A 26,335-nucleotide genomic window follows, 5' to 3' on the forward strand; every position below is an offset into this window, starting at 1 on the left:
ACCCGCCCGGCAAACCGCACCCGTAGGATGGGTGGAGCGCGGCAAGCCAAAGCCAAGCACCCAGCCCTCCAACGCGCGAAACCCATCACACACCGCCGAATTCGCGCCATCACGTCACCCGCCCGGCAAACCGCACCCGTAGGATGGGTGGAGCGCGGCAAGCCAAAGCCAAGCACCCAGCCCTCCAACGCGCGAAACCCATCACACACCGCCGAATTCGCGCCATCACGTCACCCGCCCGGCAAACCGCACCCGTAGGATGGGTGGAGCGCGGCAAGCCAAAGCCAAGCACCCAGCCCTCCAACGCGCGAAACCCATCACACACCGCCGAATTCGCGCCATCACGTCACCCGCCCGGCAAACCGCACCCGTAGGATGGGTGGAGCGCGGCAAGCCAAAGCCAAGCACCCAGCCCTCCAACGCGCGAAACCCATCACACACCGCCGAATTCGCGCCATCACGTCACCCGCCCGGCAAACCGCACCCGTAGGATGGGTGGAGCGCGGCAAGCCAAAGCCAAGCACCCAGCCCTCCAACGCGCGAAACCCATCACACACCGCCGAATTCGCGCCATCACGTCACCCGCCCGGCAAACCGCACCCGTAGGATGGGTGGAGCGCGGCAGGCCAAAGCCAAGAACCCAGCCCTCCAACGCGCGAAACCCATCAAGCACCGCCAAATAGCACCATCACGTCACCTGCCCGGAAAAAGCACCCGTAGGATGGGTGGAGCGCGGTAAGCCATAGCCAAGAACCCAGCCCCCCACGCGCGAAACCCATCAGGCACCGCCAAATCGCGTCATATACCCGGCACCAAGCACCCCGAATCGCGTCACCGACCCGCAAAAGCCCGCAGGACGGGTCAGCGCGGCAAGCCCAAGCCAAAAGCCCATGGCCCCGAATGCCTGTCGCCCATGTCCACGAACACGTGTCACCCATGTTCCCGAATGCCTGTCACCCATGTTCCCGAACACGTGTCACCCCTGTCCCCGAACACGCGTCACCCATGTCCCCGAACACCTCTCTCCCCGTCCCCGCTCCAAACATCCGCGCGAAACCCAAGCCTCCCCATCCACCCCACCCCCACCCCGATTCTTGTTGCGGCCAGTTTCAACTGGAACTTCCAGCGCGCGAAACCGGGACTGACTAGTAGACAATACGGCTTTCTGCATTAGTGCCGGAACCGTTCCATGTCCGAAAGTCGTCCTGTTTCCCAACCCTCCCGCTGGAGCCGCCGCCGCGTTGTCGGGCTGGTGGTGTTGTTGCTGGTGGGGGCGGGTGTTGCCTGGTTTGCGCTGCGGCCTTCCCCCAAGCAAGCCGGGGCGCGGGGGCCGGGCGGGGCGCGTCCGTCGATGGCCGCCATGGCCAACATGCCCGTGCCGGTGCGCATTGCCACCGCCACCCAGCAGGACATCGACATCTACCTGAAGTCGCTTGGCACCGTCACCGCCTACAACACCGTCACCGTGCGCAGCCGCGTCAGCGGTGAACTGGTGGACGTGGCTTTCCAGGAAGGCCAGCGCGTCAAGGCGGGCGACCTGTTGGCGCAGGTGGATCCGCGAGCCTTCCAGGTCGCGCTGGATCAGGCGCGCGGCACGCAGATGCAGAACGTGGCCCAGCTTGAAAACGCGCGGCGCGACCTGCAGCGCTACCAGGCCCTGTTCAAGCAGGACTCCATCGCCAAGCAGCAGGTGGATACGCAGGCCGCGCTGGTGCGCCAATACGAAGGCACCGTCAAGAGCGACCAGGCCAATGTCGACAACGCCAAGCTGCAACTGGACTATGCCCGCATCACCGCGCCCATCAGCGGCCGGCTGGGCTTGCGCCAGGTTGACCGGGGCAACCTGGTGTCCAGTTCGGACACCAACGGGCTCGTCGTCATCACCCAGACACAGCCGATCTCCGTCGTCTTCACCTTGCCCGAAACCCAGCTACCCGAAGTGCGCGCTGAACTCGCCGCCGGCCGCACCCTGCCGGTTGACGCCTATGACCGCGCCGACACCCGCCGCATCGCCACCGGCGTGCTGGAAACGCTGGACAACCAGATTGACGTCACCACCGGCACCTTGAAGTTGAAAGCCAAGTTTGAAAACGCCGACGACGCGCTTTTTCCGAACCAGTTCGTCAACGTGCGCCTGCACGTGCTGACGCGCAAGGACGTCACCGCCATCCCCACCGCCGCCGTGCAGCAAGGCGCGGCCGGCGCCTTTGTCTTCCTGGTGCAGCAAGACGACACCATCGTCGTGCGCCCGGTGAAGCTGGGCGCCATCAACAACGGCATGGTGGCCGTGAACGAAGGGCTGCAACCGGGTGACCGCGTCGTGACCGAAGGCACCGACCGCCTGCGCGCCGGCGCCAAGGTTGAAATCGTGGGCGGCGCCGAAGTCATTCCCGCCACCCGCGACAAGACGCTGGGCGCGGGTGCGCCGGCCGGCACCACGCCGCCGTCGAAATAAGCCGAGCCCATCGTGAGTCCGTCGCGCCTGTTCATTCTGCGTCCCGTGGCCACCACGCTGGCGATGGTGGCCATCCTGATCGCGGGTTTCATCGCCTACCGGCTCTTGCCCGTGTCGGCGCTGCCCGAGGTGGACTACCCGACGATCCAGGTGGTGACGCTGTATCCCGGGGCCAGTCCTGACGTCATGACGTCCCTGGTGACGTCCCCGCTGGAACGGCAGTTTGGGCAGATGCCCGGCCTGAACCAGATGTCGTCCACCAGTTCGGGCGGCGCGTCGGTCATCACCATGCAGTTCAACCTGACGCTGCCGCTGGACGTGGCGGAGCAGCAGGTGCAGGCCGCCATCAACGCGGCGTCCAACCTGCTGCCCAGCGACCTGCCGGTGCCGCCCACCTACAACAAGGTGAACCCGGCCGACGCCGCCGTGCTGACGCTGGCCATCACGTCGCCCACCATGCCCTTGCCGCAGGTGCGCGATTTGGTCGACACGCGCGTCGCGCAAAAGTTGTCGCAGATTCCGGGCGTGGGCCTGGTCAGCGTGGCGGGCGGGCAGCGTCCGGCCGTGCGCGTGCAGGTCAACCCGCAGGCGCTGGCCGCCAATGGTTTGGCGCTGTCGGACCTGCGCACCGCCATCGTGGGCGCCAACGTCAACCAGCCCAAGGGCAACTTGGACGGCCCGCTGCGGTCCACCACCATCAACGCCAACGATCAGTTGAAGTCGCCCACTGACTACAACGACCTGATCATCGCCTACAAGAACAATGCGCCGCTGCGCCTGTCCGACGTGGCGCGCGCGGTCGAGGGCGCCGAAGACACGCGCCAGGCCGCCTGGGTCGGCGACAAGCCCGCCATCCTCTTGAACATCCAGCGTCAGCCGGGCGCCAACGTGATCGACGTGGTCAACCGCATCCAGACGCTGTTGCCGCAGTTGCGCGCCGCCTTGCCCGCCACGCTGGACGTGACCGTGGTGTCCGACCGCACGCAGACCATTCGCGATTCCGTTGAAGACGTGAAGTTTGAAATGCTGCTGGCCGTCGGGCTGGTGGTGATGGTGACCTTTGTGTTCCTGCGCAGCCTGACCGCCACGCTGATCCCCAGCGTCGTGGTGCCGCTGTCGCTGGTGGGCACGTTCGGCGTCATGTACCTGGCCGGCTTCTCCATCAACAACCTGACCTTGATGGCGCTGACGATCGCCACCGGCTTCGTGGTCGACGACGCCATCGTCATGATCGAGAACATCGCGCGCCACCTTGAAGAAGGCGAAACGCCGATGCAGGCCGCGTTGAAGGGCGCCTCGCAGATCGGCTTCACGCTGATCTCGCTGACCTTCTCGCTGATCGCCGTGCTGATTCCGCTGTTGTTCATGACGGAAGTCGTGGGCCGATTGTTCCGGGAATTCGCCATCACGCTGGCGGTATCCATCCTGATATCGCTGGTGGTGTCATTGACCCTGACGCCGATGATGTGCGCGCGCCTGCTGCGCGCCGAATCAGAACAGAAGCATGGGCGTTTTCATACGGCTACCGGCAACTTCATCGACCGCGTCATCGCCGGCTACGACCGCATGCTGCAAGTGGTGCTGCGGCATCAGACGCTGACGCTGCTCGTGGCGCTGGGCACCTTCGCACTCACGGTGGTGCTGTACCTGATGGTGCCCAAGGGCTTCTTCCCGCAGCAGGACACCGGCCTGATCCAGGCCATTACGCAAGGCCCGCAATCCATCTCGTTCCCCGCCATGGCCGAACGCCAGCAGGCCGCGGCGCGCCTGGTGCTGGAAGACCCGGACGTGCAGGCCGTGTCGTCGTTCATCGGGGTGGATGGCAGTAACGCCACGCTTAGCGCCGGGCGCATGCAGATTGCGCTGAAACCGCAGGCCGAACGCAACGGCGACCTGGCTACCGTGATGGCGCGCTTGCAGGAATCATTAGGCAAGCAGGATGGGCTGACCGTCTACATGCAGCCCGTGCAAGACCTGACCATTGAAGACCGCGTCAGCCGCACGCAATACCAGATGACGCTGTCCAACCCCGACCTGAAGGTGTTGAGCGAATGGACGCCCAAGCTGGTGGACCGGCTGCGCCAGGTGCCGGGCTTGAAAGACGTGACCGATGACCTGCAAGACGACGGCCTGCAAACCTGGGTCGAGATTGATCGTGACGCGGCATCCCGCTTGGGCATCACCGCCGCCGTCATCGACGAGGCGCTTTACGACGCCTTCGGCCAGCGGTTGATCTCCACGATTTTCACGCAGTCCAACCAATACCGCGTGGTACTGGAAGTGCAGCCGCAGTTTCAGATGAACCCCGCCGCGCTGGGCCAGATCCATGTGCCCACCTCGGCCGGCACGCAGGTGCCCTTGTCGTCGGTGGCGCATATTTCCGAAGGCAAGACCGTGCTGGCGGTGAACCGCCTGGACCAGTTCCCGATGGTGACCGTGTCGTTCAACCTGGCCCCGGGCGCATCGCTGTCCAACGCGGTGGAAGCCATCACCGCCGCCGAGGCCGAGATCGGTATGCCCGCCAGCGTTGAAACCCGTTTCCAGGGCGCGGCGCTGGCGTTCCAGAATTCCCTGACCAGCACGCTGTGGCTGATCCTGGCCGCCGTGATCACCATGTACATCGTGCTTGGCGTGCTGTACGAAAGCTACATCCACCCCATCACCATCCTGTCGACCTTGCCGTCCGCCGGCGTGGGCGCGTTGCTGGCCTTGCTGATCAGCGGCACCGAGCTGGACATGATCGGCATCATCGGCATCATCCTCTTGATCGGCATCGTTAAAAAGAACGCCATCATGATGATCGACTTCGCGCTGGACGCCGAACGCAAGCGGGGCTTGAGCCCGCGCGCGGCCATCCACGAAGCGGCGCTGCTGCGCTTTCGGCCCATCTTGATGACGACGCTGGCCGCCTTGTTCGGCGCCTTGCCGCTGATGCTGTCCACCGGCACGGGGGCGGAACTGCGCCAGCCGCTGGGCCTGGTCATGGTGGGCGGGCTGTTGCTTAGCCAGGTGCTCACGCTCTTCACCACGCCGGTCATCTACCTGATGTTCGACCGCCTGTCGCGCCGCTGGCGTGGCGTGCGCGAGCCGGCGGCCGGGGATGCGTCATGATTCTGTCGGCGCCTTTCATCATGCGGCCGGTAGCGACCACGCTGCTTAGCCTGGCGGTGGTGATGGCGGGCTTGCTGGCGTTCTTCCTGCTGCCGGTAGCGCCCCTGCCGCAGGTGGATATCCCCACGATTTCCGTGTCGGCCAGCCTGCCCGGCGCCAGCCCCGAGACCATGGCGTCCAGCGTGGCCACGCCGCTTGAGCGGTCGTTGGGCAGCATTGCCGGCGTGACCGAGATGACGTCGCGCAGCTCGCAGGGCTCGACCCGCATCACCTTGCAATTCGATCTGTCGCGCGACATCAACGGTGCCGCGCGCGACGTGCAGGCCGCCATCAACGCGGCGCGCTCGCTCTTGCCAACCAGCTTGCGCAGCAACCCCACGTATCACAAGTCCAACCCGTCGGACGCGCCCATCATGACCTTGGCGCTGACGTCCGACACGCTGAGCCAGGGCCAGCTGTACGACATTGCCTCGACCATCGTGGCGCAGAAGCTGGCGCAGGTGGACGGGGTTGGCGAAGTCACGGTGGGCGGCAGTTCGCTGCCGGCCGTGCGCGTGACCGTGCTGCCCGGCGCGCTGGCCAACCAGGGCGTGTCGCTGGACCAATTGCGAACCACGCTGGCCAACGCCAACGCGAACCGCCCCAAGGGCGTGCTGGAAAACGACCGCTACCACTGGCAGATCATGGTCAGCGACCAGCTCAGCCGCGCCGAGCAGTACCGGCCGCTGATCGTCGCCTGGAAAGACGGCGCGCCGGTGCGCGTGTCGGACGTGGCCAAGGTGGAAGATTCCGTCGAAGACCTTTACCAGACCGGCTTCTACAACGATCGCAAGGCCATCCTGATGATTGTGCGGCGCCAGGCCGACGCCAACATCATCGAAGCCGTCGACGCCGTGCGCGCGCAACTGCCCGTGTTGCAGGCGCTGATGCCGGCGGACGTGAACATGACGGTGGCGCAAGACCGCACGCCCAGCATTCGCGCGTCGCTGCACGAAGCCGAGCTGACGCTGATCATCGCCGTGGGCCTGGTGGTGCTGGTGGTACTGCTGTTCCTGCGGCGCTGGCGCGCGGCCATCATCCCCAGCGTGGCGGTGCCGGTATCGCTGATCGGCACGTTCTGCATCATGTATATGTGCGGCTTCACGTTGAACACGATTTCGCTGATGGCGCTGATCGTGGCCACGGGCTTTGTGGTGGACGACGCCATCGTGGTGCTGGAAAACATCATGCGGCACGTGGAAAACGGCATGTCGCCGATGCGGGCGGCGCTGCGCGGCTCGCGCGAGGTGGGCTTCACCGTGCTGTCCATGAGCCTGTCGCTGGTGGCGGTGTTCATTCCGATCTTGCTGATGGGCGGCGTGGTCGGCCGCCTGTTCCGCGAATTCGCGGTGACCTTGTCGGCCGCCATCATGGTGTCGCTGGTGGTGTCGCTGACCTTGACCCCGATGATGTGCGCGCGGCTGTTGCGCCCCGAACCGCAAGACGCCAAGCCGCCCGGCCGCCTGGCGCGCTGGTCCGAACGCGGCTTCGAGTCCATGCTGAACGGCTACCGCCGCAGCTTGAGCTGGGCTTTGGCGCATGGCCGGTTGATGATGCTGACGCTGGCCGTGGCGGTGGGACTGAACGTGTACCTGTACATGGCGGTGCCCAAGGGATTTTTCCCGCAGCAGGACACGGGCCAACTGCTGGGCTTTTTCCGGGTGGACCAGGGCACGTCGTTCCAGGCCACGGTGCCCAAGCTGGATGCGCTGCGCAAGGTGGTGCTGGCGGACCCGGCGGTGCAAAGCATGACGGGTTACGCGGGTGGACGCGGGGGCAGCAACAGCAGCTTCATGCAGATCCAGCTTAAGCCCCTGGAAGAACGCAAGGTGTCGGCCGATGACGTCATCAACCGGCTGCGCGGCAAGTTGCAGAACATGCCGGGGGCGCGCATGTTCCTGGTGTCGCAGCAAGACATCCGCATCGGCGGGCGCCAAAGCCAGGGGTCTTACGACTACACGTTGATGTCCGGTGACCTGCAATTGCTGCGCACCTGGATGCCCAAGGTGCAGCAGGCCATGGCCAAGATTCCCGAGATCACCGACGTGGACACCGATGTCGAGGACAAGGGCCGCCAGATTGACCTGGTGATCGACCGCGAGGCCGCGACCCGGCTGGGCGTCAGCATGTCCACGATATCCACCGTGCTGAACAACTCGTTCAGCCAGCGCCAGGTGTCGGTCATGTACGGCCCGCTGAATCAGTACCACGTGGTGCTGGGCCTGGAACCGAGGTTTGCCGAAGACATTGAATCGCTCAAGCAGGTTGAAGTGATTACGTCGACCGGCGCGCGCGTGCCGCTGCTGGCTTTTGCCCGGCTTGAAAATTCCAACGCGCCGCTCAGCGTGCAGCATCAGGGCCTGTTCGTGGCGGACACCGTGTCGTTCAGCCTGGCGCCCGGCGTGTCGCTGGGGCAGGCCACGGCCGCCATCGACGCGGCGGTGGCGCGCATCGGTTTGCCGTCGGACCAGATCCAGGCCGGCTTCCAGGGCACGGCGGCGGCCTTGCAGCAGACCTTGTCGCAACAACCCTGGCTGATCCTGGCGGCGCTGGTCACCATGTACATCGTGCTGGGCATTCTGTATGAAAGCTTCGTGCATCCACTGACGATCCTGTCGACGCTGCCATCGGCCGGGTTGGGCGCGCTGCTGGCGCTGCTGCTGGTGCGCCATGACTTCACCTTGATTGCGCTGATCGGCGTGTTCCTGTTGATCGGCATCGTGAAAAAGAACGCGATCATGATGGTGGACTTTGCGCTGGAAGCTCAGCGGGTGCAGGGCATGGCGCCGCGCGAGGCCATCTTCCAGGCCTGCCTGACGCGGTTTCGTCCGATCATGATGACGACCATGGCCGCCATCTTCGGCGCGCTGCCGCTGGTGCTGGCCACCGGCGCCGGCGTCGAGATGCGCCAGCCCTTGGGCATTACCATCGTGGGCGGCCTGGTGCTCAGCCAGATCCTGACGCTGTACACCACGCCCGTGGTTTATCTCTACCTGGACCGATTTCGCCTGTGGGCCGCGCGCGGGCGCGGCCGGCGCAAAGACGCCTCTGCTTCCATAGAACCTACATGATCCGACCCAAGCCGCTTGTCTTCACCCGTCTTCCTCGCAGCGCCGCCACGTTGGCGCTGTGCGCGCTGCTGGGCGCCTGCGCGGTGGGCCCCGACTACCAACGCCCCGAACTGGATGTGGGCGCGTCCTACAAGGAAGCCCAGGGCCAGCAGCAGGTAGAAGGCTGGAAGCCGGCCCAGCCGCGCGACGAGGCGGACCGTGGCAAGTGGTGGCTGGTGTACGGGGACGACACGCTGAACACGCTGGTGGAACGGCTGGATACGTCGAACCAGACCATCGCCCAGGCCGAAGCCAATTACCGCCAGGCGCTGGGTCTGGTGCGTGCCGCGCGCGCCGGCTTCTACCCCACCGTGGGCGCCAGCGCGGGCGCATCGCGCGCGGGCGTCGGCAACGGGTCATCGTCGTCGTCGTCCAACGGCAGCAACGTGTCCAACCAGTATTCCGTGACCGGCAGCGTCAGTTGGGAAGTGGACGTGTGGGGCCGCGTGCGCCGCAGCACGGAATCGTCCGAGGCCAGCGCGGCCGCCAGCCTGGCGGACCTGGGCGCCACCCGCCTGAGCGCGCAGGCGGCGCTGGTGCAAACCTATTTCCAGTTGCGTGTGCTGGACGAACAGAAGCGCTTGCTGGACGCCACGGTGGCGGCCTATGAACGGTCGTTGAAGCTGACGCAGAACCGCTACGAGGTCGGCGTGGCGGGGCAGGCCGATGTGGCGGTGGCGCGTACGCAGGTGGAAAGCACGCGCGCCCAGTCCATTGACCTGGACTGGCAGCGCGGCCAGTACGAGCACGCCATTGCGGTATTGATGGGCCAGGCGCCATCGCAATTCAGCCTGGCGCCCGCTGTCTTCACCTTGCAGTTGCCACAGATTCCGGTGGGCCTGCCGTCCGAGCTGCTGGAACGCCGTCCGGACATAGCCGCGGCCGAGCGCCGCGCGGCAGCCGCCAACGCGCAGATTGGCGTGGCGCAAGCCGCATGGTTCCCGTCGCTGATCCTGTCCGCCGACGGCGGTTTTCGCAACGGCCAATTCGCGGACCTGTTGACCGCGCCCGCGCGCTTCTGGTCCCTGGGGCCGGCGCTGGCGCTAACGATCTTCGATGGCGGCGCGCGCGCCGCGCAAGTGGAACAGGCACGCGCTTCTTACGATTCGCAGGCCGCCGCCTACCGCCAGGCGGCGTTGGTGGGGCTGCGCGAAGTCGAGGACTACCTGATCCAGCTTCGGGTCATGGAACAAGAACAGATCGTGCAGCGCCGCGCGCTGGAGTCCGCGCGTGAATCGCTGCGCCTGATCCAGAACCAGTACCAGGCCGGGCTGGTGGACTACCTGAGCGTGGCGGTGGTGGACGCTACCGCGCTCAATAGCGAACGCAATGCGCTAAGCCTGTTGGGCACGCGGCTGGTGGCCAGCGTGAACCTGATCGTTGCCCTGGGCGGCGGCTGGGAGGTGGAGCCCCCGGTGTCTCAGGAAACCCAGGAATCGCGGGTGTCCCAACAGCCCTCGGTGGCGCAAGGATCCTAGGCAATTCCTGGAGCTAGGGATTACGCCTAATTCTCTTTGCTGTCGTTGACAAGCTTTCGGCGCCGGTTCTTAATGCGGGAAAAGTGACCGCATGGTCACTTTCGCTGTGCATGACGTCATGCTGCACCGACGCCGACTTCCGTTTGATCACACGAACACAATCATTCGAAGGGGAAAGAGGATGGGCTGGTCATTTCAATGGCGGCGCACCGCCAGTGCCGGGCGCTGGGCAGGCAAGGCGGCTTCCGCCGTGGCAGCCGCTACGCTGGCATTTTCGGCGGCGGCATCCGCCGACACGTGGCCGACGCGGCCCATCACCCTGATCGTGCCGTTTCCAGCGGGCGGCACCACCGACCTCTTCGCGCGGACCATCGCGCAGCACATGGCGCCCACGCTGGGCCAGTCCATCGTGGTTGAAAACAAGCCGGGCGCGGCGGGCAACCTGGGCGTAGCCGCCGCAACGCGCGCCGCACCGGATGGCTACACGATCGTGCTGGGGTCTATCGGCACGCAGACGGTCAACCAGTATCTGTACAGCAACATCGGCTTCAACCCGGCCACCGACCTGGTGCCGCTGGGCATCATCGCGTCCACGCCCAACGTGATGGCGGTGGCCGCCACGTCGCCATGGCGCAATCTGGATGACGTGATGAAGGCGGTGAAGAAGGACCCGGGCAAGTATTCCTATGCGTCGCCCGGCATCGGCTCATCGGTGCATTTGACGGGCGCCTACTTTGAATCGCTGGCGGGCTTGCAGATGCTGCACGTGCCGTTCAAGGGATCATCCGCCGCCATACCCGCCGTGATCGGCGGCCAGGTCGACATCCTGATGGACAACCTGCCCAGCTCCATGAGCGCGATGAAACCGGGCGGACGCCTGCGCGGCATTGCCGTGACGTCGGCCGAACGCAGCCCCGCCGCGCCCGACCTGCCGACGATGGCGGAAGCGGGCTTGCCCGGCTTCGAGGTCACGGCCTGGTCTGGCTTGTATGCACCGCGCGGCACGCCCGCGCCGGTGGTCGACAAGTTGATCGCCGCCATGAAGCAAGCCTTGAAAGCGCCTGAGCTACAGCAATCGCTGGCGCAAGGCGGCGCCACACCGGGGAATGTCTTTGGCGCCGAGCTGGCTGCGTTTGAAGAGAAAGAACGCGGCAAGTGGAGCAAGCTGATCCAAAGCCGAGGCATCAAGGCCGATTGATCGCGCGGGCGCAGGCGGGACTCTATCCGCCTACGCCTACACCTACACCTGCACCTACGCCTGCACCTGCACCCACGCCTGCGCTTACTTCAGTGCGAAGGCGGACGGCTCCACGGCGGGGTCGCGGCCCCGCATCAAATCCGCCAAGACCCGCGCGCTACCCAGGGCCAGCGTAAAACCCAGGCCGCCATGGCCGGTGTTCAGCCACAGGTTGCGGTACGGCGTGGCGCCGATCAGCGGCTTGCCGTCGGGCCGCGCCGGCCGCAGCCCGGCCCAGGCGCTTGGCGCACCCTTGGGCTTCAAGCCAGGAAAGAATTGCGCCACATCGCGCTCCAGGCTGCGCACGCGCTGCGGGTCGACGCCCGCGCCGCCCGTGCCAATGTCTACCATGCCCGCCACGCGCAGCCGCTGCCCCAGCCGCGCATAGACCACCTTGCGCCGGATATCGCTGATGCTGGCGGTGGGCGCCACGCTGTCCGGCGTCAGCGTGTAGGTCAGGCTGTAGCCCTTTAACGGATAGATGCCCAGGTTCAAGCCCAGCGGGCGCGCCCGCGCTTGCGCGCCCATGCCGCTGGCCAGCACGAAGTGGTCGGCTTCCAGGTCGCCGGCCGTCGTGGCGGCGCCCATCACGCGGCCGTGTTCGCGGCGCAGCGTGTCGACCCGCGTGTTGAAGTGAAAGCGCACGGGGTCGGGCGCGGCGCGCAGGATGCGCTCCAGCTCGGTGCACAGCCGCTGGCAATCGCCGGCGTCTTCGGTGGGGGTGTAGAGCGCGCCCTGGATGCTTGCCCCGATGCCGGCCAGTGCGGGTTCCATCTCAAGGCAGGCGCGCGTGTTCATTACCTGTTGCTCGCAGCCCAGGTCGGCCAGGTAGTCGCGTTGCGCAAGGGCCTGCCGATAGGCGTCGGCATCTTGGTAGACCAGCAGTTTTCCTGCGCTGGCAAAGTCGAAGTCGGGCCGTTCGTCACGCACCAGCGTGTGCACGCACAAGCGGCTGTACATGCCCAAGGCCAACAGTTCGCGCGTGGTCTCGCGATTCTTGGCGCGTGTGCAGGCGCGTAGAAACGCCAGGCTCCAGCGCCATTGATCGGGATCCAGCCGGGGGCGAAAGCGCAGCGGTGCGTCCTGGGCCAGCAGCCAGGACGGCAGCTTGGGCAGCACGGCGGGGTCAGCCAGTGGGGCGACAAAGCTATAACTCAGTTGCGCGCCGTTGGCCATGCTGGTGGCCTGGCCGGGGCCGGACCCCGCGTCCACGACCGTCACGCGATGGCCCTCGCGATGCAGGAAGTAGGCGGTGGCCATGCCGACCACCCCCGCGCCGATGACAACGATGTGCATGATGCTCCAGGAAAGCCGCCACGCGCCGAGCGCGCGGCGTTCAGGGTTGCTATTTGCTATTTGCCTTTTGCTATTCGCTTTAAGTGGCGCTCGCGTTACAGGCCGCCCAAGCCGGTGTTTCGAAGCCGGGGGCGGCGCGCTCGTCGCCGCGCAGCAGGCGGCCCGGGCGGGCGCCCGTGGGCGCGCCGCCTTCTTCGACCAGTTGGCCATTGACCAGCACCGCATGGATGCCGGTGGACGGCAGCGTCGGTTCGGCAAAGCTGGCCAGGTCGGCGACGGTGGCGGCGTCGAACACCACCACGTCGGCATAACAGCCGGCGCGCAATACGCCGCGATCCTTCAAGCCGAATTGCGCGGCGGTCAGGCTCGTCATGCGGCGCACGGCCTCTTCCAGGCCCAGCACGCGCATCTCGCGCACATAGCGCGCCAGCACGCGCGAAAACGCGCCCCACAAGCGCGGGTGCGGGCGTTGGTCATGCGGCAGGCCGTCCGACCCGATCATGACGCTGCCATGCCCGATGACCCGCTTGACGTCGGCTTCGTCCATCGAAAAATAAATGGCGCCGCCCGGCGACAGTTCTTCGGCCAGGCGGGTAGGGTCCTTGCCTTCGCGCGCGGCCAGTTCGCGCAGGTCCACGCCCTGGATTTCCGGGCGCGTCTGCGACCACGTGACGATGATTTTTTCGCCCGCCGCCACGCGGCGCGGTTCCAGAATGGTGGACGACGCCGCGTAGGGGTAGACGTCCATGCCCACCGGCTGGTCGGCACGCACGCGGTCGAACAGCGCCAGCGTTTGCGCGGTGCGTCCGTGGTTGTGCTTGCCGGTGACCTTGTGGTGCGACAGGATGGCCGGCACGTCGGCTGCGCGGCCAATCAGGAAAGCTTCTTCCATGGCGTCGCAAACGTGGTCGGCTTCGTCGCGCAGGTGGGTGGTGTACAGGCCGCGCCAGGCCGACAAGGGCTCGGCCACGCCGATCACTTCCTCGGTGCTGGCGTGCATGGCGGTGGGGTAGTACAGGCCCGTGGACAGGCCGGCGGCACCCGCCGCCATGGCCTCGTCCAGCGCGCGCCGCATGGTGGCGATCTCGCCCTTATCGGCGGGGCGGTCCAGCCGGTCCATGGCCGATACGCGCAAGCTGGAATGGCCCACCAGCGCCAGGCTGTTGACGGCGGCGGGCGCGGCGGAAAGCGCGTCGGCGTAGTCCTGCATGCGGGCGTAGAGTTCGCCCGTGTGCTTGGCCAGCAGGTTCAACGGGGGCGGCACCACGTCGCCCGGCGCGCGCACCGGCGCCAGGCTGATGCCGCAGTTGCCGGTGACCACGGTGGTGATGCCCTGGCTGACTTTAGGCCGCATAAGCGGAGAGCCCAGCAACGCGCGGTCATCGTGGGTATGGCAATCAATAAAGCCTGGCGACACCACCTTGCCGGTGGCATCCAGGCGACGCCGCGCGCGCCATTGCGCCCCGTCGCCAATGGCCGCAATGCGCTCGCCCTGGATGGCGATGGCGGCGCGGCGGGCGGGGCCGCCCAGGCCGTCGGCCACCTGGCCGCCGATGATGATGATGTCGTATTCCTGCGGGTCGGGATGCGCGGGCATGAAGGGCTCAGGTTGGGGGATCGGCGGCCGGCGGTTTGCCGCGCCCCGCTTCCAGGTGGGCAAGGGATTCGGTATTCAAGGGGTCTGGCAAGCCACGAGCCACCAGGTGTTCAAGCGCGGCGCTGATCCGTTCCCACCCTTCGGGCGTGCGCAGTGGCACGCCCAGGAAATGGGATTCGGTCTTGGCGCGCAGCATCAGGTACAGCACGCCCGCCAACATCACGCTGACCGTCGCGGGCATGTCCAGGTTGGGCGCCAGGCCGTCCAGGCGGTCGATGAAGCCGCGCGCCGCGCGTTCGCGCCGTTCGGCCAACGGCGCGGACACCTCGTTGCGTTCGATCAATTCCCAGCGGCGCACTTCGCGCAGGGTTTCATTGCCGGCCAGCGCATCGATCTGCGCGCGCAGCATGGACAGCACCAGTTCCGCGGGCGTGCGCTGGCTGGATTCATCTTCGGCCAGCAGGCCGGGGTTGCGTGTCCAGAAATCTTGTTCCTGCATCCAGGCCAGCATCAGGCCGGGCATGCCGTCGAAGTAGCGGTAGATAAGTTCTTTGCTGACCCCCGCGCGTTTGGCGATGGCGTTGATGCCCACCCCGCCCATGCCCGTTTCCAGTATCTGGGCTTCCAGCGCTTGCAGGATCAGTCTCTCGGTATTCTCGCGGCGGGACATGGCTTATTCCTTCATGAAGATGAGGAAGCGGGCGGGGTCCGGCACGCCGGTCACTCGCCCGTCAGCCAGGTCGGCAATAAGTTCGCTGACGGTGTGGCCGATTAGCCTTCCATCTTGCCAGACTTCGCTGCCCAGGTAGACCACATTCGCACGCCTTGGCGTACGCGGCAATGAAGGGTCGGATTGCTCGATGGCAAGAATGCGTCCATACCGGTTCACCTGCACGCGGTCATGGGTTGCGAGGGTGATCGGCGTTGCAGCAGGCAGGGTCAGGGCGCGGTAGGAAGCGGCCTCACCGGTCAAGGCGCACCAGGCCAGGTCGGCCATGACGTCGGCTAGCGGCGCGCAGGGATAAATGGAGTTGTGCAGCACCGCGACGCGGCAGTCACCGTTGTCGCGATGGGCCATGCCTTGGTCGGGCCGGCGCGAGACGCGGCGGGTATTGCCCCAGCCCAATTCGCCCGTGGCGGACAGCGCGATCAGGCCCGCGTCGATTTCCGGATGCGCGTGCAGCACGCGCGCGACGGCGTCGGCGGGCGGGGCGCCGTCGGCCATGTTTTGAAGCGCGGCAAGGTTCAGCGCAACGCCATCCGCGCCGGGCCGGTTGGGCAGGCGGTGGCCGGTCACCAACCCTACGCCATCGGCGCCGGGCAGGAACTGCACCAGGGGTTCGGGGCGGTCGGGACCGCGTTCGATCAAGGCCGCGCGCCGCGCGCGTAGCCAGGTCGGCGGCAAGTCCAGCGCGGTAACGCCGCCGCGCTGGCATGACGTGTGATGCACGCGGCCATCGTCATCCATCACGGCGAACACCGCGAAGCCGCCGATGGCGCCATGGCCCATCAGCTCGGCGGCCAGCGCCGCCGTGCGCACCACCGCGCCCGCATCCCGCCCCGCTGCCGCTACGCCTATGGTCATTGGCTAGTCCGTATTGCTCGTCACGGGGTCGACGATGTTCAGGTTGGTGATGAAGCGTTGGAACAGCATGGCCAACGCCAGCGGGGGCAGGGCGGCCAGCATGCTGGCGGCGGCGAACAGGCCCAGGTCGGCGCGAAAGCCCGGCATCAACGGCGACAAACCCAGCAGCGAGGCCGACAAGGTTTGCGCCGACGTGCCGCCCGTCAACACGATGGCGAACAGCAGATCGTTCCAGCCCACCAGGAAGGCGATGATGAAGGCGGCGGCAATGCCCGGCATGGCCATGGGCAAGGTCACGTGGCGCAGCATCTGCCAGCGCGTGCAGCCGTCCATGCGCGCGGCGCGTTCGATCTCGACGGGCAGTGACGCGAAGTAGCCCATCAACACCCACGACAGCAGCGGGATCACGGCGGTCAGGTACACGATCCACAGGCCGAACAGGCTGCCCGCCAGGCCGATGGCGGCAAAGAACACGTAGTACGGAATCAGCAAGGCAATCGGCGGCAGCGTGCGCGAGGCCAGCAGCACATACAGCAGCGGACCCTTGAACGGAAATTCAAAGCGCCCCAGCACATAGCCCGCCAGCGTGGCGATGGCCGTGCCGGCGGCGGCGGCCGGCAGCGCCACCAACGCGCTGTTCACAAAGCCCGTCATGATGGCCTTGGTCTGCCCGCCGAAGATAGAGTCCGACGTCGACAGGCCCAGCACGCGCAGATAGTTGTCGAACGTGAATCCGCCCACGTTGTGCGCCACGCCCATGATGATGGCGGACTCGTCCATGAAGGACGCCTTCAGCGTCCAGTACAGCGGGAACAGGCACCAGAACGCAACCAGGGCCACGCCCGCCCCGACCAGCCAGGGGCGCCAGCCTTCGCCGGTGACTTTCGCGGCGTCATTGCGCATGGGCGGCTCCTTGGGGGCGCTTCTTGCGGATCAGCATGAAATAGGCGGTGGCCAGCAGCAGCGACAACACGGTCAGCAAAAAGGCCGCCGCCGACGCCAGGCCATACTTCGAGAATTCGAAGTTGTAGCGGAAGATCAGCAAGGGCAGGATCTGCGTGGACGTGCCCGGCCCGCCGCGCGTCAGCGAGAACAACAGGTCAAACTGGCGCACCGCTTCCACCGTCATCACCACCAGCACGATCAGCGTGGTGTGCTTCAAATGCGGCAGCGTGATATGCCGGAAACGCGACAGCGGCCCCGCGCCATCCACGCGCGCCGCGCGGTACAGGTCGCGCGGAATGGTCTGCAAGGCCGCCAGATAAAAGAAGCTGCCCAGCGGCGCGATATGCCAGACGAACGCCAGCGCCACCCAGAACAGCGCCCAGTCGCTGGACAGCCACACGGTGGCCGCGTTGGCCAGGCCCAGCGGCGCCAGCAGCCCGGTCAGCGCGCCGAAGCTGGGGTTGAGCAAGAACGAGAACACGGTAGCCGTCACCACCTGGGACATCGCCCAGGGCAAGAGCGCCAGGCCACGCACCAGGCCGCGTAGCGGCATCTCTTCGTTCAGCACCAGCGCAATGCCCAGCGCGGCAACGAAGGAACCCACCACGCACATCGCCACAAAGCCCAGGCTGCGCCAGATGGCGTCGATGACGGCGGGGTCGGAAAGCACCTCGCCGTAGAGATCGGTGCCGACGAATTCCTCGGTGCGCAGAATGGCGTTGGTGTCGTGCAGGCTGAGCCAGAACGAATAGCCCAGCGGCACGCCGATGATCAGCGTGTTCAGCGCATACACCGCCACGATGACGGTCAGCGCAAAGCTCAGGTCAGACATTTCGCGGCCGCCCTTGCGCACGGGGGCGGGGCGGGCGGGCGACAAGCTGGCGGCGCTCACAGACGCTGCTCCTCACCGCCATGCACGCGCAGGCCTTGCGCGTCGAACAGGTACAGGCGCGCGGCGGGCAGCGCCAGCGCAATGGGCGCGCCTACCTCGTAACGGCGTTCGGGCGGCAGGCGCGCGCGCAGTCGCGGGCCGTCTTCGCCACCGACGCATACGTCCACGAATTGATCGGGCCCCACGGGTTCCACGGCCCACACGCTGCCTTGCAGCAGCAAGCCGTCGCCCGCCAGCGGCGCGGGCGCCATGGCTTCGGGCCGGAGGCCCAGCGTGGCGGCGCTTCCCTCGGGCAGCATGCGCGCGGCCGGGTGCAAGGCGGGCGGCAGCACGTACACGGTGCCGGCGGCGTGCAAGGCAGGCGCGCCGTCCGGCGCGTGCAGCGTGCCGCGCAGGAAGTTCATGCCGGGGTTGCCGATGAAGTCGGCCACTTCCATATTGGCGGGGCGGCGGTAGATGGTGTCGGGGTCGGCGAATTGCAGCAGGTTGCCGCCCGACATCACCGCGATGCGGTCGGCCAGCGTCATGGCTTCAACCTGGTCGTGCGTGACGTAGATGAAGGTGGCTTGCAGCGTGCGGTGCAGGCGCTTGAGCTCCACCCGCATGTCGGTGCGCAGCTTGGCGTCCAGGCTGGATAGCGGTTCGTCGAACAGGAACAGGTCGGGGTTGCGCACCACCGCGCGTCCGATCGCCACGCGCTGGCGCTGCCCCCCCGACAATTGATAGGGCTTGCGGTCCAGCATGGATTCCACGCGCAGCAGGCTGGCCGCCTGGTCCACGCGGGCGCGCACGTCGGCCGTCGGCATCTTCTGCATGCGCAGCGGAAAGCCGATGTTCTCGCGCACGGTCATGTGCGGGTACAGCGCGATGCTCTGGAACACCATGGCCACGTTGCGCCGATGCGGCGGCACCTGGTCCACGCGCCGGTCGGCAATACGGATCTCGCCGCCGGTGGGCGTGTCCAGCCCCGCGATCATGTTCAGCGTGGTGGTCTTGCCGCAGCCCGATGGCCCCAGCAGCACCACGAATTCGCCGTCGCGGATGTCCAGGTCCAGCGAGCGCACGGCCTGGAAGTGGGAATAGGCCTTCTGGATGCCTTGCAGTGTGACGCTGGCCATATCAGCTCCGCTTCAGGATCTTGGCGTACTTCTTGTACAGCGCATCCCAACGGGCGCGCAGCTCGGTGGCAACCTGCGCGGGCGTCTTCGAGCCCTTGATCAGCAGGTCCTGCGCAATCATCTCGTGCATGGCGGTGTCCCATTCCTGGTACCAGGGCGCCTTCAGGATGTGCGCGGCAACGGCTTTCTCGCGGCCTTGGAAGAGCCACTGATAGACCTGTTCGGCTTGCAGCGGGTACATCCACTTCATGATGGCGGCGCGGCTGTCCGGGTCGCGGTAGAGCTCGGGGAAGGGCACTTCCAGGTTGGCCTTGGCGATCCAGTTCTTGTGCGTGGTGAGCTGGCCGGCCTTGTCGCGATACCCGAAGTACTTCATCAGTTCCCACAGCGCGGCTTGCTCGGCGTCGCTGCGCTTGCGGGTCGACATGCACAGCAGCGCGTGGCCCACCAGCACGGTGTCGTGCGTGGCGCCCGGCACCACCGGGTTGTAGCTGGAATACGCGGCAATCTGGCTCTTGGCGGGGTCGTTGTAGTTGAAGCTGTAGTAGTCGATGTTCAGGTGGAAGGCGTGCTGGCCCTTCATCCATGAGCTGGACGTTTCGGTGCCCGACCACGTCAGCACGGCGCGTTGCACCAGTTCGTCGTCCCACCAGCGCTTCCAGTCCGTCAGCACTTTCACAAGCGGCGTGTCGGCGTTGAAGGTGGCGCGCAACTCGTCGTCCACAAAGCGCTCGCCTTCGGCAAAGCACTGCGCGATCAAGGCCCATGGCAGGCCGGTCCAGGCGTTGTACCAGGGCATCAGCAAGGGATGTTCGGACAGGCCTTTCTTCTTGATTTCACGGGCCTGCTTTTCGACGGTGGCCCAGTCCTGCGGATAGTCGGCGGCATTGGCGGTGCCTTGGAACCCTGCCTCGCCCAGCATCTTTTCGTTGCGGAACAGCGCGAAGGGGCCGCCGTTGTAATAGGTCAGGCCCAGGGTGCGGCCGTCGGTGGCGTGGGCGTCGTCAACAATGCCGGGGAACATCTGCTTCTGGATGTCGGCCAGGCCGGGCATGTCGTCAATGGGTCGGATCCAGCCCGCCGCGTACCAGCGCGACGCCTGGCCGCGTTGCGCGTAGAACATGTCCAGCGGCGCCTTGGCGGCCAACTGGGTTTCGAGCACGGCGGCGTAGTCGCCGGGGATGGGAGAAAGATTGACCGGCACGCCGCTTTCCTGCGTGAAGCGCGTGGCGCCCTGCTGCACGATTTCGCTGCCCCAGGGCCAGAAGGCGAAGGTCAGGGGCGAGACGGCTTGGGCTTGCGCCAAACCCGGCAGCGGCCAGCCCGTGGCCGCCAGCCCGGCCGCGCCGGCCAACCCTGCGGCGCCGCGCAAGAGGAAGTCGCGGCGGGCCGGATTGGCATCGCCTTCAAAGGGGGAACGCTGGGGCATGCTGGACTTCCTTGTTGTGGGAACGACGACAAAGAGAGGGTGCAGCGACTGCGAGAAAGACATAATGTGACTACGTGGTCACATTAAGGATTCCAAGATATTGCTTTCGGCCAGAGGGCAGCAAGGGGGGAGTTTCCCTAGGAGATCAGTCGGTGATGGCGGCAATGCAGCCGCAGTGCAAGGGATACGCAAGCGAAGGACAAGCGGAACCCAACCAAGCGCAATCGGAACGCAATCGGAACGCAATCGGAACGTGGCCGTAACGCAATCGAAGGGCAACCGGAATGTAAAAACGCCGCGCCGTGGCAAGCACGGAACGCGGCGTCTTGATGCAGCCGACAGACGATAAGGTGCGTGTCAGATCACGCCACGAATGCCGGCGATGCCGTGCGCGCCATGGCGCAGCGCCTGCGACACGGTCGTGGTCGATTGGCCGCCCAACGCAAACACGGGGATGCCCGCATCACGGTTGCCGGCAACAAAGCCTTCCCACCCTAGCGTGGCCGCGCCCGGGTGGCTGGGCGTGTCCAGCACCGGGCCCAGCACCGCGAAGTCGGCGCCGAGTTCGCGAGCGTGCACCACCTGCGCGTTATCGTGCGCGGACACGCCGACGAGCGCGCCAGTCGGCAGTTCGGGCCGCGCGTGGAGGCGGGCGGCATCCGCCGTGCGCAAATGCACGCCGTCGGCTTCCTTCCACCAGGCGGCGGGGTGCGCGCTATTGACGAGCACGCGCGCACCAGCGGCGCGGCAACGCTTGATGACCTGCTGCAAGACCTCGTGCAGCGAGCTTGCGTTCGCGCCGTCCGGCCATTGCGGCTCGCGAAACTGCACCAGCTTCACTCCGCGCGCCAGTGCCGCGTCCAGACGGCCCAGGAACGCGGCCACGCCCGCGCGCGAGCCGATCGAACTGATGCCGTAGGTAGTGGGCAGTTGCAGCCAGCGCAACGGGGGCAGGGTGGCGGGCAAGAGATCGCCGACGGATGCTGCGTGGGCGGGGTCCACCCATTCCAGGCGCTGGTTCTCAAGCCCTTGCGGCTCGCCTTCCCACGCGGTCACGTGGCAGAACGCCAGGCGCACCGTGGTGTGCGGATACACGTGCACATAGGTCACCCACGGCCGCGACTGTGTCACGCGGATGCCCAGCTCTTCTTGCAGTTCGCGGGCCAGCGCTTCCAGCACGGTTTCGCCCGGCTCCAGCTTGCCGCCCGGCAATTCCCACCAGCCCGACCACGGCTTGCCTTCGGGCCGCTGGCCCAGCAGCAGCATGCCGTCGGGGCGCAGGATCAAACCGGCGGCAACGTCAACGATCTTCTCAGACATGGCGGGCCGCCCAATCGCGCGCGAATTGATAAGCCACCCGGCCCGAACGCGAGCCGCGTTCGATGGTCCATTGCAGCGCCTCGGTGCGCGAGGGCTCGATATGCGCCTCGGGGCAACCCAGCTCGCGCAGCCAGTGGTAGACGATGTCCAGGTAGTCGTCCTGCTTGAAGGGGTAGAACGACAGCCACAGGCCGAAGCGTTCCGACAGCGAGATCTTTTCCTCGACGGTTTCGCCAGGATGGATTTCGCCATCGGGCTGGTGCTTGGCTTGCAGGTTTTCGCTCATGTATTCCGGCATCAGGTGGCGCCGGTTGGACGTGGCGTAGATCAGCACGTTGTCGCCCGAGGCCGATACGGAGCCGTCCAGCACGGACTTCAGCGCCTTGTAGCCGGGCTCGCCTTCTTCAAACGACAGGTCGTCGCAGAACACGATGAAGCGCTCGGGGCGTGAGGCGACCAGTTCAACGATGTCGGGCAGGTCGCCCAGGTCGGACTTGTCGACTTCGATCAGGCGCAGGCCGCGCTCGCCATAGGCCGCCAGCATGGCCTTGACCAAGGAGCTTTTGCCGGTGCCGCGCGCGCCGGTCATGAGCACGTTGTTGGCCGGCTTGTTCTCAAGGAACTGCACGGTGTTGCGGTCGATGGTGGCCTTCTGGCGTTCGATGTGCTGAAGATCCTGCATGTCGATGCGCGCCACGTGGCGCACCGCGTCCAGCCAGCCACGGGAGCCACGCTTGCGCCAACGGAAGGCGTGCGCGCTCCAGTCGATCTCGGGCGTGGCGGGCGGAAGAAAGGCCTCAAGCTGCGCCAACACCCGCTCGGCGCGCTGGATCAGGGTGGAAAATTCAGTTGCGGTCACGTCTTCATCCTTGGGTGGCGTGGGGGCGGTTGTTGTGGGTTGCGGTTGTGCTGTGGATGATCTTGGTTGGAGGTTCGACGCTGCTTGATGGGTTTGCGCGTTTGGCGTTTGTGTTTGTGGCGGCAGCCTGCCGCGCGGCACCCATCCTACGTTGGGACTTCGGCGCTGCCTGATGGGTTTCGCGCGCTTGGCAGTGGCGTTCTTGGCAACCGTCTTGCGCGCTGCACCCATCCTACGATGGTGGTCCAACCCGTACGATGGTGGTCCAACCGTCCGATGGCCGTCCAATCGTCCAATCGTCCAATCGTCCGATGGTCGTCCGACCGTCCGATGGTCCGATGGTCGTCCAACCGTCCGCTGGCCGTCCAACCGTACGATGGTCGTCCCGGCGTACGACGGTCGTCCCGGCGTACGACGGTCGTCCCGGCGTATGACGGTCGTCCCGGCGTACGACGGTCATCCCGGCGTACGACGCTCATCCCGGCGTAGGATGGGTGAAGCGCGCGATAGCTTCAAGAAGAACACCGCCTAAGATCGCGCGCAACCCATCAACCTACACCGTGCGCAACCATCAACCTACACCGCAGGCAACCATCAACCTACACCGCAGGCAACCATCAACCTACACCGCGGGCATCTCACCAAATAAATGCCTCGCGCCCCATCAATTTACGAACGGTAATCCGCGTTGATCGACACGTACTCATGCGAGAAATCGCAGGTGTACACCGTGTCCGCCACCTTGCCGCGGCCCAGCGCGATGCGCACCTGGATCTCGGCCTGCTTCATCACGCGCTGGCCGTCGGCTTCCTGGTAATCCGGGTTGCGGCCGCCGTCTTTCGCCACCAGCACATCGTCCAGCCACAGGCGAATGTTCGACACGTCCAGATCGTCGATTCCCGCGTAGCCCACCGCCGCCAGGATGCGGCCCAGGTTGGGGTCCGAGGCAAAGAACGCGGTCTTGACCAGCGGCGAATGCGCCACGGCATACGCCACCTTCAGCGCTTCTTCCGTGGTGCCGGCTTCTTCCACGCGGATGGTCATGAACTTGGTGGCGCCTTCGGCGTCGCGCACGATCTTCGTGGCCAATTCCAGCGCGGCCGCAGTCAGCGCCTCGCGCACGGCGGCGTAGGCGGCGTCGGACTCGCTGCTGACGTTCACGCCCGACTTGCCAGTCGCGGCGATGATGAAGGAATCGTTCGTGGACGTGTCGCCGTCAACCGTGATGCGGTTGAACGAAGCATCGGCGATTTCCACCGCCAGCTTCTTCAACAGCGGCTGGGCGATGCCGGCATCGGTGGCCAAAAAGCTGAGCATCGTGGCCATGTTGGGGCGGATCATGCCCGCGCCCTTGCTGATCCCGGTGAAGGTAACGGTCTTGCCGTCGATCTGCACCTTGGCCGACGAGATCTTGGGCAGCGTGTCCGTCGTCATGATGCCGTGGGCGGCGCTGGACCAGTGGTCGGCCGCCAGGTTGGCGATGGCGCCCGGCAGGCCGGCGACCAGGCGGTCCAGCGGCAGCGGCTCAAGAATGACGCCGGTGGAAAACGGCAGGATCTGCGAGGCGGGCACGCCCAGCAATTTGCCCAGCGCGTCGCAGGTGTCGCGTGCTTTCTTCAGGCCTTCTTCACCCGTGCCCGCGTTGGCGTTGCCGGTGTTGATGACCAGCGCGCTGATCGGGCCGCCGGCGGCCAGGTGAGCCTGGCAGACCTGCACCGGCGCGGCGCAGAAGCGGTTGCGGGTGAACACACCCGCCACGCTGGTGCCTTCGGCCAGGCGGAACACGGTCAGGTCACGTCGGTTGGCTTTGCGGATGCCGGCCTCGGTGACGCCGATTTCAACGCCGGCAACAGGAAAAATTTCGGACTCGGAGGGGATCTGCAAATTAACGGCCATGACTTCGTCTCTTGGTAGGCAGGACAAAATCGCCGCCAGGCTAGGCGGCGTGCGGGGGAAAGGTTCGTATTATCCCACCGCTTTGCGGCAGGGGTTTGTCAGGGGGACGGCTCAGGGGGGCATGCGCATCGCGGCCACGTCCAGCACCCCGGCCTCGCGGTTGCTGAGCACGCTGCGCACCGTGCCATCCGGCGCTTGCAGCACCGAACTGCCGGCCGCCACGTCTTCGCCGCCGTCGCGCCGCGCCGAGCGGCCGCGCGAAGGCGAAAACAGCAGGTCGCCAGGTTGCGCGCCGGGCAGGCGGGGGTTGGCGGTCAGCACGCGGGTGCCGGGCGGGTAGGTCATGGCGCCCAGCGTGGTGTCGCGGGCCAGCAGGCCTTCGAAATCCAGCAGGCGGCGTTGGCCGTCCAGCCGCATGTCCACCTTCAGCAAGGGCAGTTTGCGCAGGTCCATCGCGTCGCTGCCTTCGGTGCGCAGCAGCCAGCGCGGCGCGCCGGCGTTGGCTTCCGGCGCCGTGCCGCGCGCGGCTTCGTCCACCTTCAGCCAGGCGCCGGGCGGCACCGCTTGCTGGTCCAGCGTGTTGCCCACGGCCAGGTGGCAACTGGCAAACCGCGCCTGGCCGCCCTGCAACACAAATTCAAGCCGATGCCCGTGGGCGCACAACCATCCTTCCTGCGCCTGGTCGCGGGCAATTTCCACGGACAGGGTTTCGGGCTGCTTGGGGGTGGCGGCGTAGCGGAACAAGCGGGTGGCGGCAAGGCCCTGGATGGCGGCGGGCTGTGTGTCGGGAAATACCGCGCGGTCGAACGAAGCCAGGTCGCCCGCGTGCGTCAGGCTGAGCACGGTGCCGGCGGGCATGTCGACACCGGCCAGCCGGGTGGGCTGCGTCAGCGTCGTCTTGCGGCCGGCGTCGGCCTGGGCATCACGCTGGGCGGCGAACCACACACTTAGCTGCTGATACGGAAAGATGGCGCCCACCAGCGCCAGGATGGTCATCAAGATGGTGCCAGCGCGCCGGTGGGCGCCCAGCCAAAGCCGCGCGCTGGGCGTGGTGGCCAGCACGGCCAGCCAGGTCAGCAAGGTGGCCAGGCAGGCCAGCGAGGCCACCATCAGCACGTAGAAGTTACCGCCAGGAAGAGAAACCGGAATCATGGCGGCAATTATGCGCCAATCCGGATGCGGTTTTCAGCCCTGGCGGCAAGGCGGCGGCGGGGTCAGCCCTTGGCGGATTCCGAGCGGGTGGCCACCACTTGCAGCTTGAGTTCGCCCAGCGCCTGGAACAGCGCATTGCGGGTGGACTCGGGCAGTTCGCCAAACATGGACTTGACCCAGGCTTCGTGCGCGCGGGCCATGCGGGCAAAGCTCTTCTTGCCCTGCGGCGTCAGCTTGATCAGTGAACTACGGCGGTCGGACTCGACCTTGGTGCGCACCACCAGCCCTTCTTTTTCAAGCTGGTCGGTAATGCCGGTGATATTGCCGTTGGTGACCATCATGTGGCGCGACAATTCGCCCATCTTCATGCCCTTGGGCGCGCGTTGCAGTTGCGCCATCAGGTCGAAGCGGGGCAGGGTGGTGTCGAATTCATTGCGCAGGCGGCTGCGGATTTCGCCTTCGATGAGGTTGGCGCAGGTGAGCATGCGCAGCCACAGCCGCAGCGCGTGGTGGTCGTCGGGCGCGGCGCGGGATTCGAGATCAGGAGCGTCAGTCATCGGCGGTTTTCTTGAGGTTCGGCGAGATGTCGGGTACTGTCGCGCGAGCGTCGTACCCAGCGTTTCGTCGATACGGTCATCGTTGATGGAAGGGCTGGTGTAAACCCAGGGCTGGTAAAAACCCTAGTCTTGTTTTGAAGAATACTTTAAACCTAAACTATGAACCGCGCCAGCTTTCCCTGTGCAGCACAAGGGGGATGGTGGTGTGGCAAGCGCAGGCTTGCAAGCACGTGTTTGACGGCGGCGCATTGGCGCCGGC

General features: G+C 66.3%; 18 protein-coding genes. 5 read left to right on the forward strand and 13 right to left on the reverse strand.

What is annotated here, in order from left to right; all coding sequences use genetic code 11:
- Positions 1-1,189 precede the first annotated feature (1,189 nt).
- From ACE04A_RS29135 to ACE04A_RS29155, 5 genes are all read left to right on the forward strand, one after another.
- On the forward strand, positions 1,190-2,455 hold the full coding sequence (locus ACE04A_RS29135; RefSeq protein WP_485820777.1) for an MdtA/MuxA family multidrug efflux RND transporter periplasmic adaptor subunit: 1,266 nt from the start codon (positions 1,190-1,192) through the stop codon (positions 2,453-2,455).
- Between the two features lie 12 nt (positions 2,456-2,467).
- On the forward strand, positions 2,468-5,566 hold the full coding sequence (locus tag ACE04A_RS29140) for an MdtB/MuxB family multidrug efflux RND transporter permease subunit (RefSeq protein ID WP_448717023.1): 3,099 nt from the start codon (positions 2,468-2,470) through the stop codon (positions 5,564-5,566).
- Entirely contained in the window at positions 5,563-8,676 is a 3,114-nt protein-coding gene (locus ACE04A_RS29145) for a multidrug efflux RND transporter permease subunit (protein WP_259252916.1), read from the forward strand. Before ACE04A_RS29140 ends, ACE04A_RS29145 begins: the two co-directional genes overlap by 4 nt.
- Positions 8,673-10,193, forward strand: coding sequence for an efflux transporter outer membrane subunit (locus ACE04A_RS29150; protein WP_448717024.1), 1,521 nt, complete (start codon positions 8,673-8,675; stop codon positions 10,191-10,193). Before ACE04A_RS29145 ends, ACE04A_RS29150 begins: the two co-directional genes overlap by 4 nt.
- A 181-nt stretch (positions 10,194-10,374) precedes the next feature.
- Positions 10,375-11,391: a Bug family tripartite tricarboxylate transporter substrate binding protein gene (locus ACE04A_RS29155; RefSeq protein WP_448717026.1), complete on the forward strand. Its 1,017-nt coding sequence runs from the start codon at positions 10,375-10,377 to the stop codon at positions 11,389-11,391.
- Positions 11,392-11,475: 84 nt separating this feature from the next.
- On the opposite strand, the gene ACE04A_RS29160 is transcribed toward ACE04A_RS29155, so the two are convergent.
- The 13 genes from ACE04A_RS29160 to ACE04A_RS29220 all read right to left on the reverse strand — a co-directional run bounded on the left by ACE04A_RS29160 (position 11,476) and on the right by ACE04A_RS29220 (position 26,076).
- Positions 11,476-12,726, reverse strand: coding sequence for a D-amino acid dehydrogenase (locus ACE04A_RS29160; RefSeq protein ID WP_485820778.1), 1,251 nt, complete (start codon positions 12,724-12,726; stop codon positions 11,476-11,478).
- A gap of 79 nt (positions 12,727-12,805) precedes the next feature.
- Entirely contained in the window at positions 12,806-14,323 is a 1,518-nt protein-coding gene (locus tag ACE04A_RS29165; RefSeq protein WP_485820779.1) for an N-acyl-D-amino-acid deacylase family protein, read from the reverse strand.
- A 7-nt stretch (positions 14,324-14,330) separates the two neighbouring features.
- On the reverse strand, positions 14,331-14,993 hold the full coding sequence (locus ACE04A_RS29170; protein WP_485820780.1) for a TetR/AcrR family transcriptional regulator: 663 nt from the start codon (positions 14,991-14,993) through the stop codon (positions 14,331-14,333).
- Positions 14,994-14,996: 3 nt separating this feature from the next.
- Entirely contained in the window at positions 14,997-15,908 is a 912-nt protein-coding gene (locus tag ACE04A_RS29175) for a DUF6963 family protein (protein ID WP_485820781.1), read from the reverse strand.
- Positions 15,909-15,911: 3 nt separating this feature from the next.
- Positions 15,912-16,811: a carbohydrate ABC transporter permease gene (locus ACE04A_RS29180; protein ID WP_259252923.1), complete on the reverse strand. Its 900-nt coding sequence runs from the start codon at positions 16,809-16,811 to the stop codon at positions 15,912-15,914.
- Positions 16,801-17,745 (reverse strand): carbohydrate ABC transporter permease, encoded by a 945-nt coding sequence (locus ACE04A_RS29185; protein ID WP_448717033.1) that lies wholly within the window; start codon positions 17,743-17,745, stop codon positions 16,801-16,803. Before ACE04A_RS29185 ends, ACE04A_RS29180 begins: the two co-directional genes overlap by 11 nt.
- Positions 17,742-18,863: an ABC transporter ATP-binding protein gene (locus ACE04A_RS29190; RefSeq protein ID WP_485820782.1), complete on the reverse strand. Its 1,122-nt coding sequence runs from the start codon at positions 18,861-18,863 to the stop codon at positions 17,742-17,744. The genes ACE04A_RS29185 and ACE04A_RS29190 overlap by 4 nt, the downstream gene beginning before the upstream one ends.
- Before the next feature lies 1 nt (position 18,864).
- Positions 18,865-20,292 (reverse strand): ABC transporter substrate-binding protein, encoded by a 1,428-nt coding sequence (locus ACE04A_RS29195; protein WP_448717035.1) that lies wholly within the window; start codon positions 20,290-20,292, stop codon positions 18,865-18,867.
- A 357-nt stretch (positions 20,293-20,649) separates the two neighbouring features.
- On the reverse strand, positions 20,650-21,612 hold the full coding sequence (locus tag ACE04A_RS29200) for a Nudix family hydrolase (protein WP_448717037.1): 963 nt from the start codon (positions 21,610-21,612) through the stop codon (positions 20,650-20,652).
- Positions 21,605-22,471, reverse strand: a complete 867-nt coding sequence (locus tag ACE04A_RS29205) for an ATP-binding protein (RefSeq protein ID WP_259252928.1) — start codon at positions 22,469-22,471, stop codon at positions 21,605-21,607. Before ACE04A_RS29205 ends, ACE04A_RS29200 begins: the two co-directional genes overlap by 8 nt.
- Before the next feature lie 669 nt (positions 22,472-23,140).
- Positions 23,141-24,367, reverse strand: coding sequence for a bifunctional glutamate N-acetyltransferase/amino-acid acetyltransferase ArgJ (gene argJ, locus ACE04A_RS29210; RefSeq protein WP_485820783.1), 1,227 nt, complete (start codon positions 24,365-24,367; stop codon positions 23,141-23,143).
- Between the two features lie 111 nt (positions 24,368-24,478).
- Positions 24,479-25,519 carry a hypothetical protein gene (locus tag ACE04A_RS29215; RefSeq protein WP_485820784.1) on the reverse strand — a complete coding sequence of 347 codons (1,041 nt, stop codon included), beginning with the start codon at positions 25,517-25,519 and terminating at the stop codon, positions 24,479-24,481.
- Positions 25,520-25,581: 62 nt separating this feature from the next.
- Positions 25,582-26,076, reverse strand: coding sequence for a MarR family winged helix-turn-helix transcriptional regulator (locus ACE04A_RS29220; protein ID WP_259252931.1), 495 nt, complete (start codon positions 26,074-26,076; stop codon positions 25,582-25,584).
- Between the last annotated feature and the right edge of the window lie 259 nt (positions 26,077-26,335).

The sequence above is a fragment of the Achromobacter colocynthidis genome (assembly GCF_057334535.1).

Excerpts from the sequence above, each read along its gene's own strand:
- ACE04A_RS29135 (WP_485820777.1), top strand. The coding sequence starts at position 1,190 with ATGTCCGAAAGTCGTCCTGTTTCCCAACCCTCCCGCTGGAGCCGCCGC.
- ACE04A_RS29145 (WP_259252916.1), top strand. The coding sequence starts at position 5,563 with ATGATTCTGTCGGCGCCTTTCATCATGCGGCCGGTAGCGACCACGCTG.
- ACE04A_RS29150 (WP_448717024.1), top strand. The coding sequence starts at position 8,673 with ATGATCCGACCCAAGCCGCTTGTCTTCACCCGTCTTCCTCGCAGCGCC.
- ACE04A_RS29155 (WP_448717026.1), top strand. The coding sequence starts at position 10,375 with ATGGGCTGGTCATTTCAATGGCGGCGCACCGCCAGTGCCGGGCGCTGG.
- ACE04A_RS29160 (WP_485820778.1), bottom strand. The coding sequence starts at position 12,726 with ATGCACATCGTTGTCATCGGCGCGGGGGTGGTCGGCATGGCCACCGCC.
- ACE04A_RS29165 (WP_485820779.1), bottom strand. The coding sequence starts at position 14,323 with ATGCCCGCGCATCCCGACCCGCAGGAATACGACATCATCATCATCGGC.
- ACE04A_RS29170 (WP_485820780.1), bottom strand. The coding sequence starts at position 14,993 with ATGTCCCGCCGCGAGAATACCGAGAGACTGATCCTGCAAGCGCTGGAA.
- ACE04A_RS29175 (WP_485820781.1), bottom strand. The coding sequence starts at position 15,908 with ATGACCATAGGCGTAGCGGCAGCGGGGCGGGATGCGGGCGCGGTGGTG.
- ACE04A_RS29180 (WP_259252923.1), bottom strand. The coding sequence starts at position 16,811 with ATGCGCAATGACGCCGCGAAAGTCACCGGCGAAGGCTGGCGCCCCTGG.
- ACE04A_RS29190 (WP_485820782.1), bottom strand. The coding sequence starts at position 18,863 with ATGGCCAGCGTCACACTGCAAGGCATCCAGAAGGCCTATTCCCACTTC.
- ACE04A_RS29195 (WP_448717035.1), bottom strand. The coding sequence starts at position 20,292 with ATGCCCCAGCGTTCCCCCTTTGAAGGCGATGCCAATCCGGCCCGCCGC.
- ACE04A_RS29200 (WP_448717037.1), bottom strand. The coding sequence starts at position 21,612 with ATGTCTGAGAAGATCGTTGACGTTGCCGCCGGTTTGATCCTGCGCCCC.
- argJ (WP_485820783.1), bottom strand. The coding sequence starts at position 24,367 with ATGGCCGTTAATTTGCAGATCCCCTCCGAGTCCGAAATTTTTCCTGTT.
- ACE04A_RS29215 (WP_485820784.1), bottom strand. The coding sequence starts at position 25,519 with ATGATTCCGGTTTCTCTTCCTGGCGGTAACTTCTACGTGCTGATGGTG.
- ACE04A_RS29220 (WP_259252931.1), bottom strand. The coding sequence starts at position 26,076 with ATGACTGACGCTCCTGATCTCGAATCCCGCGCCGCGCCCGACGACCAC.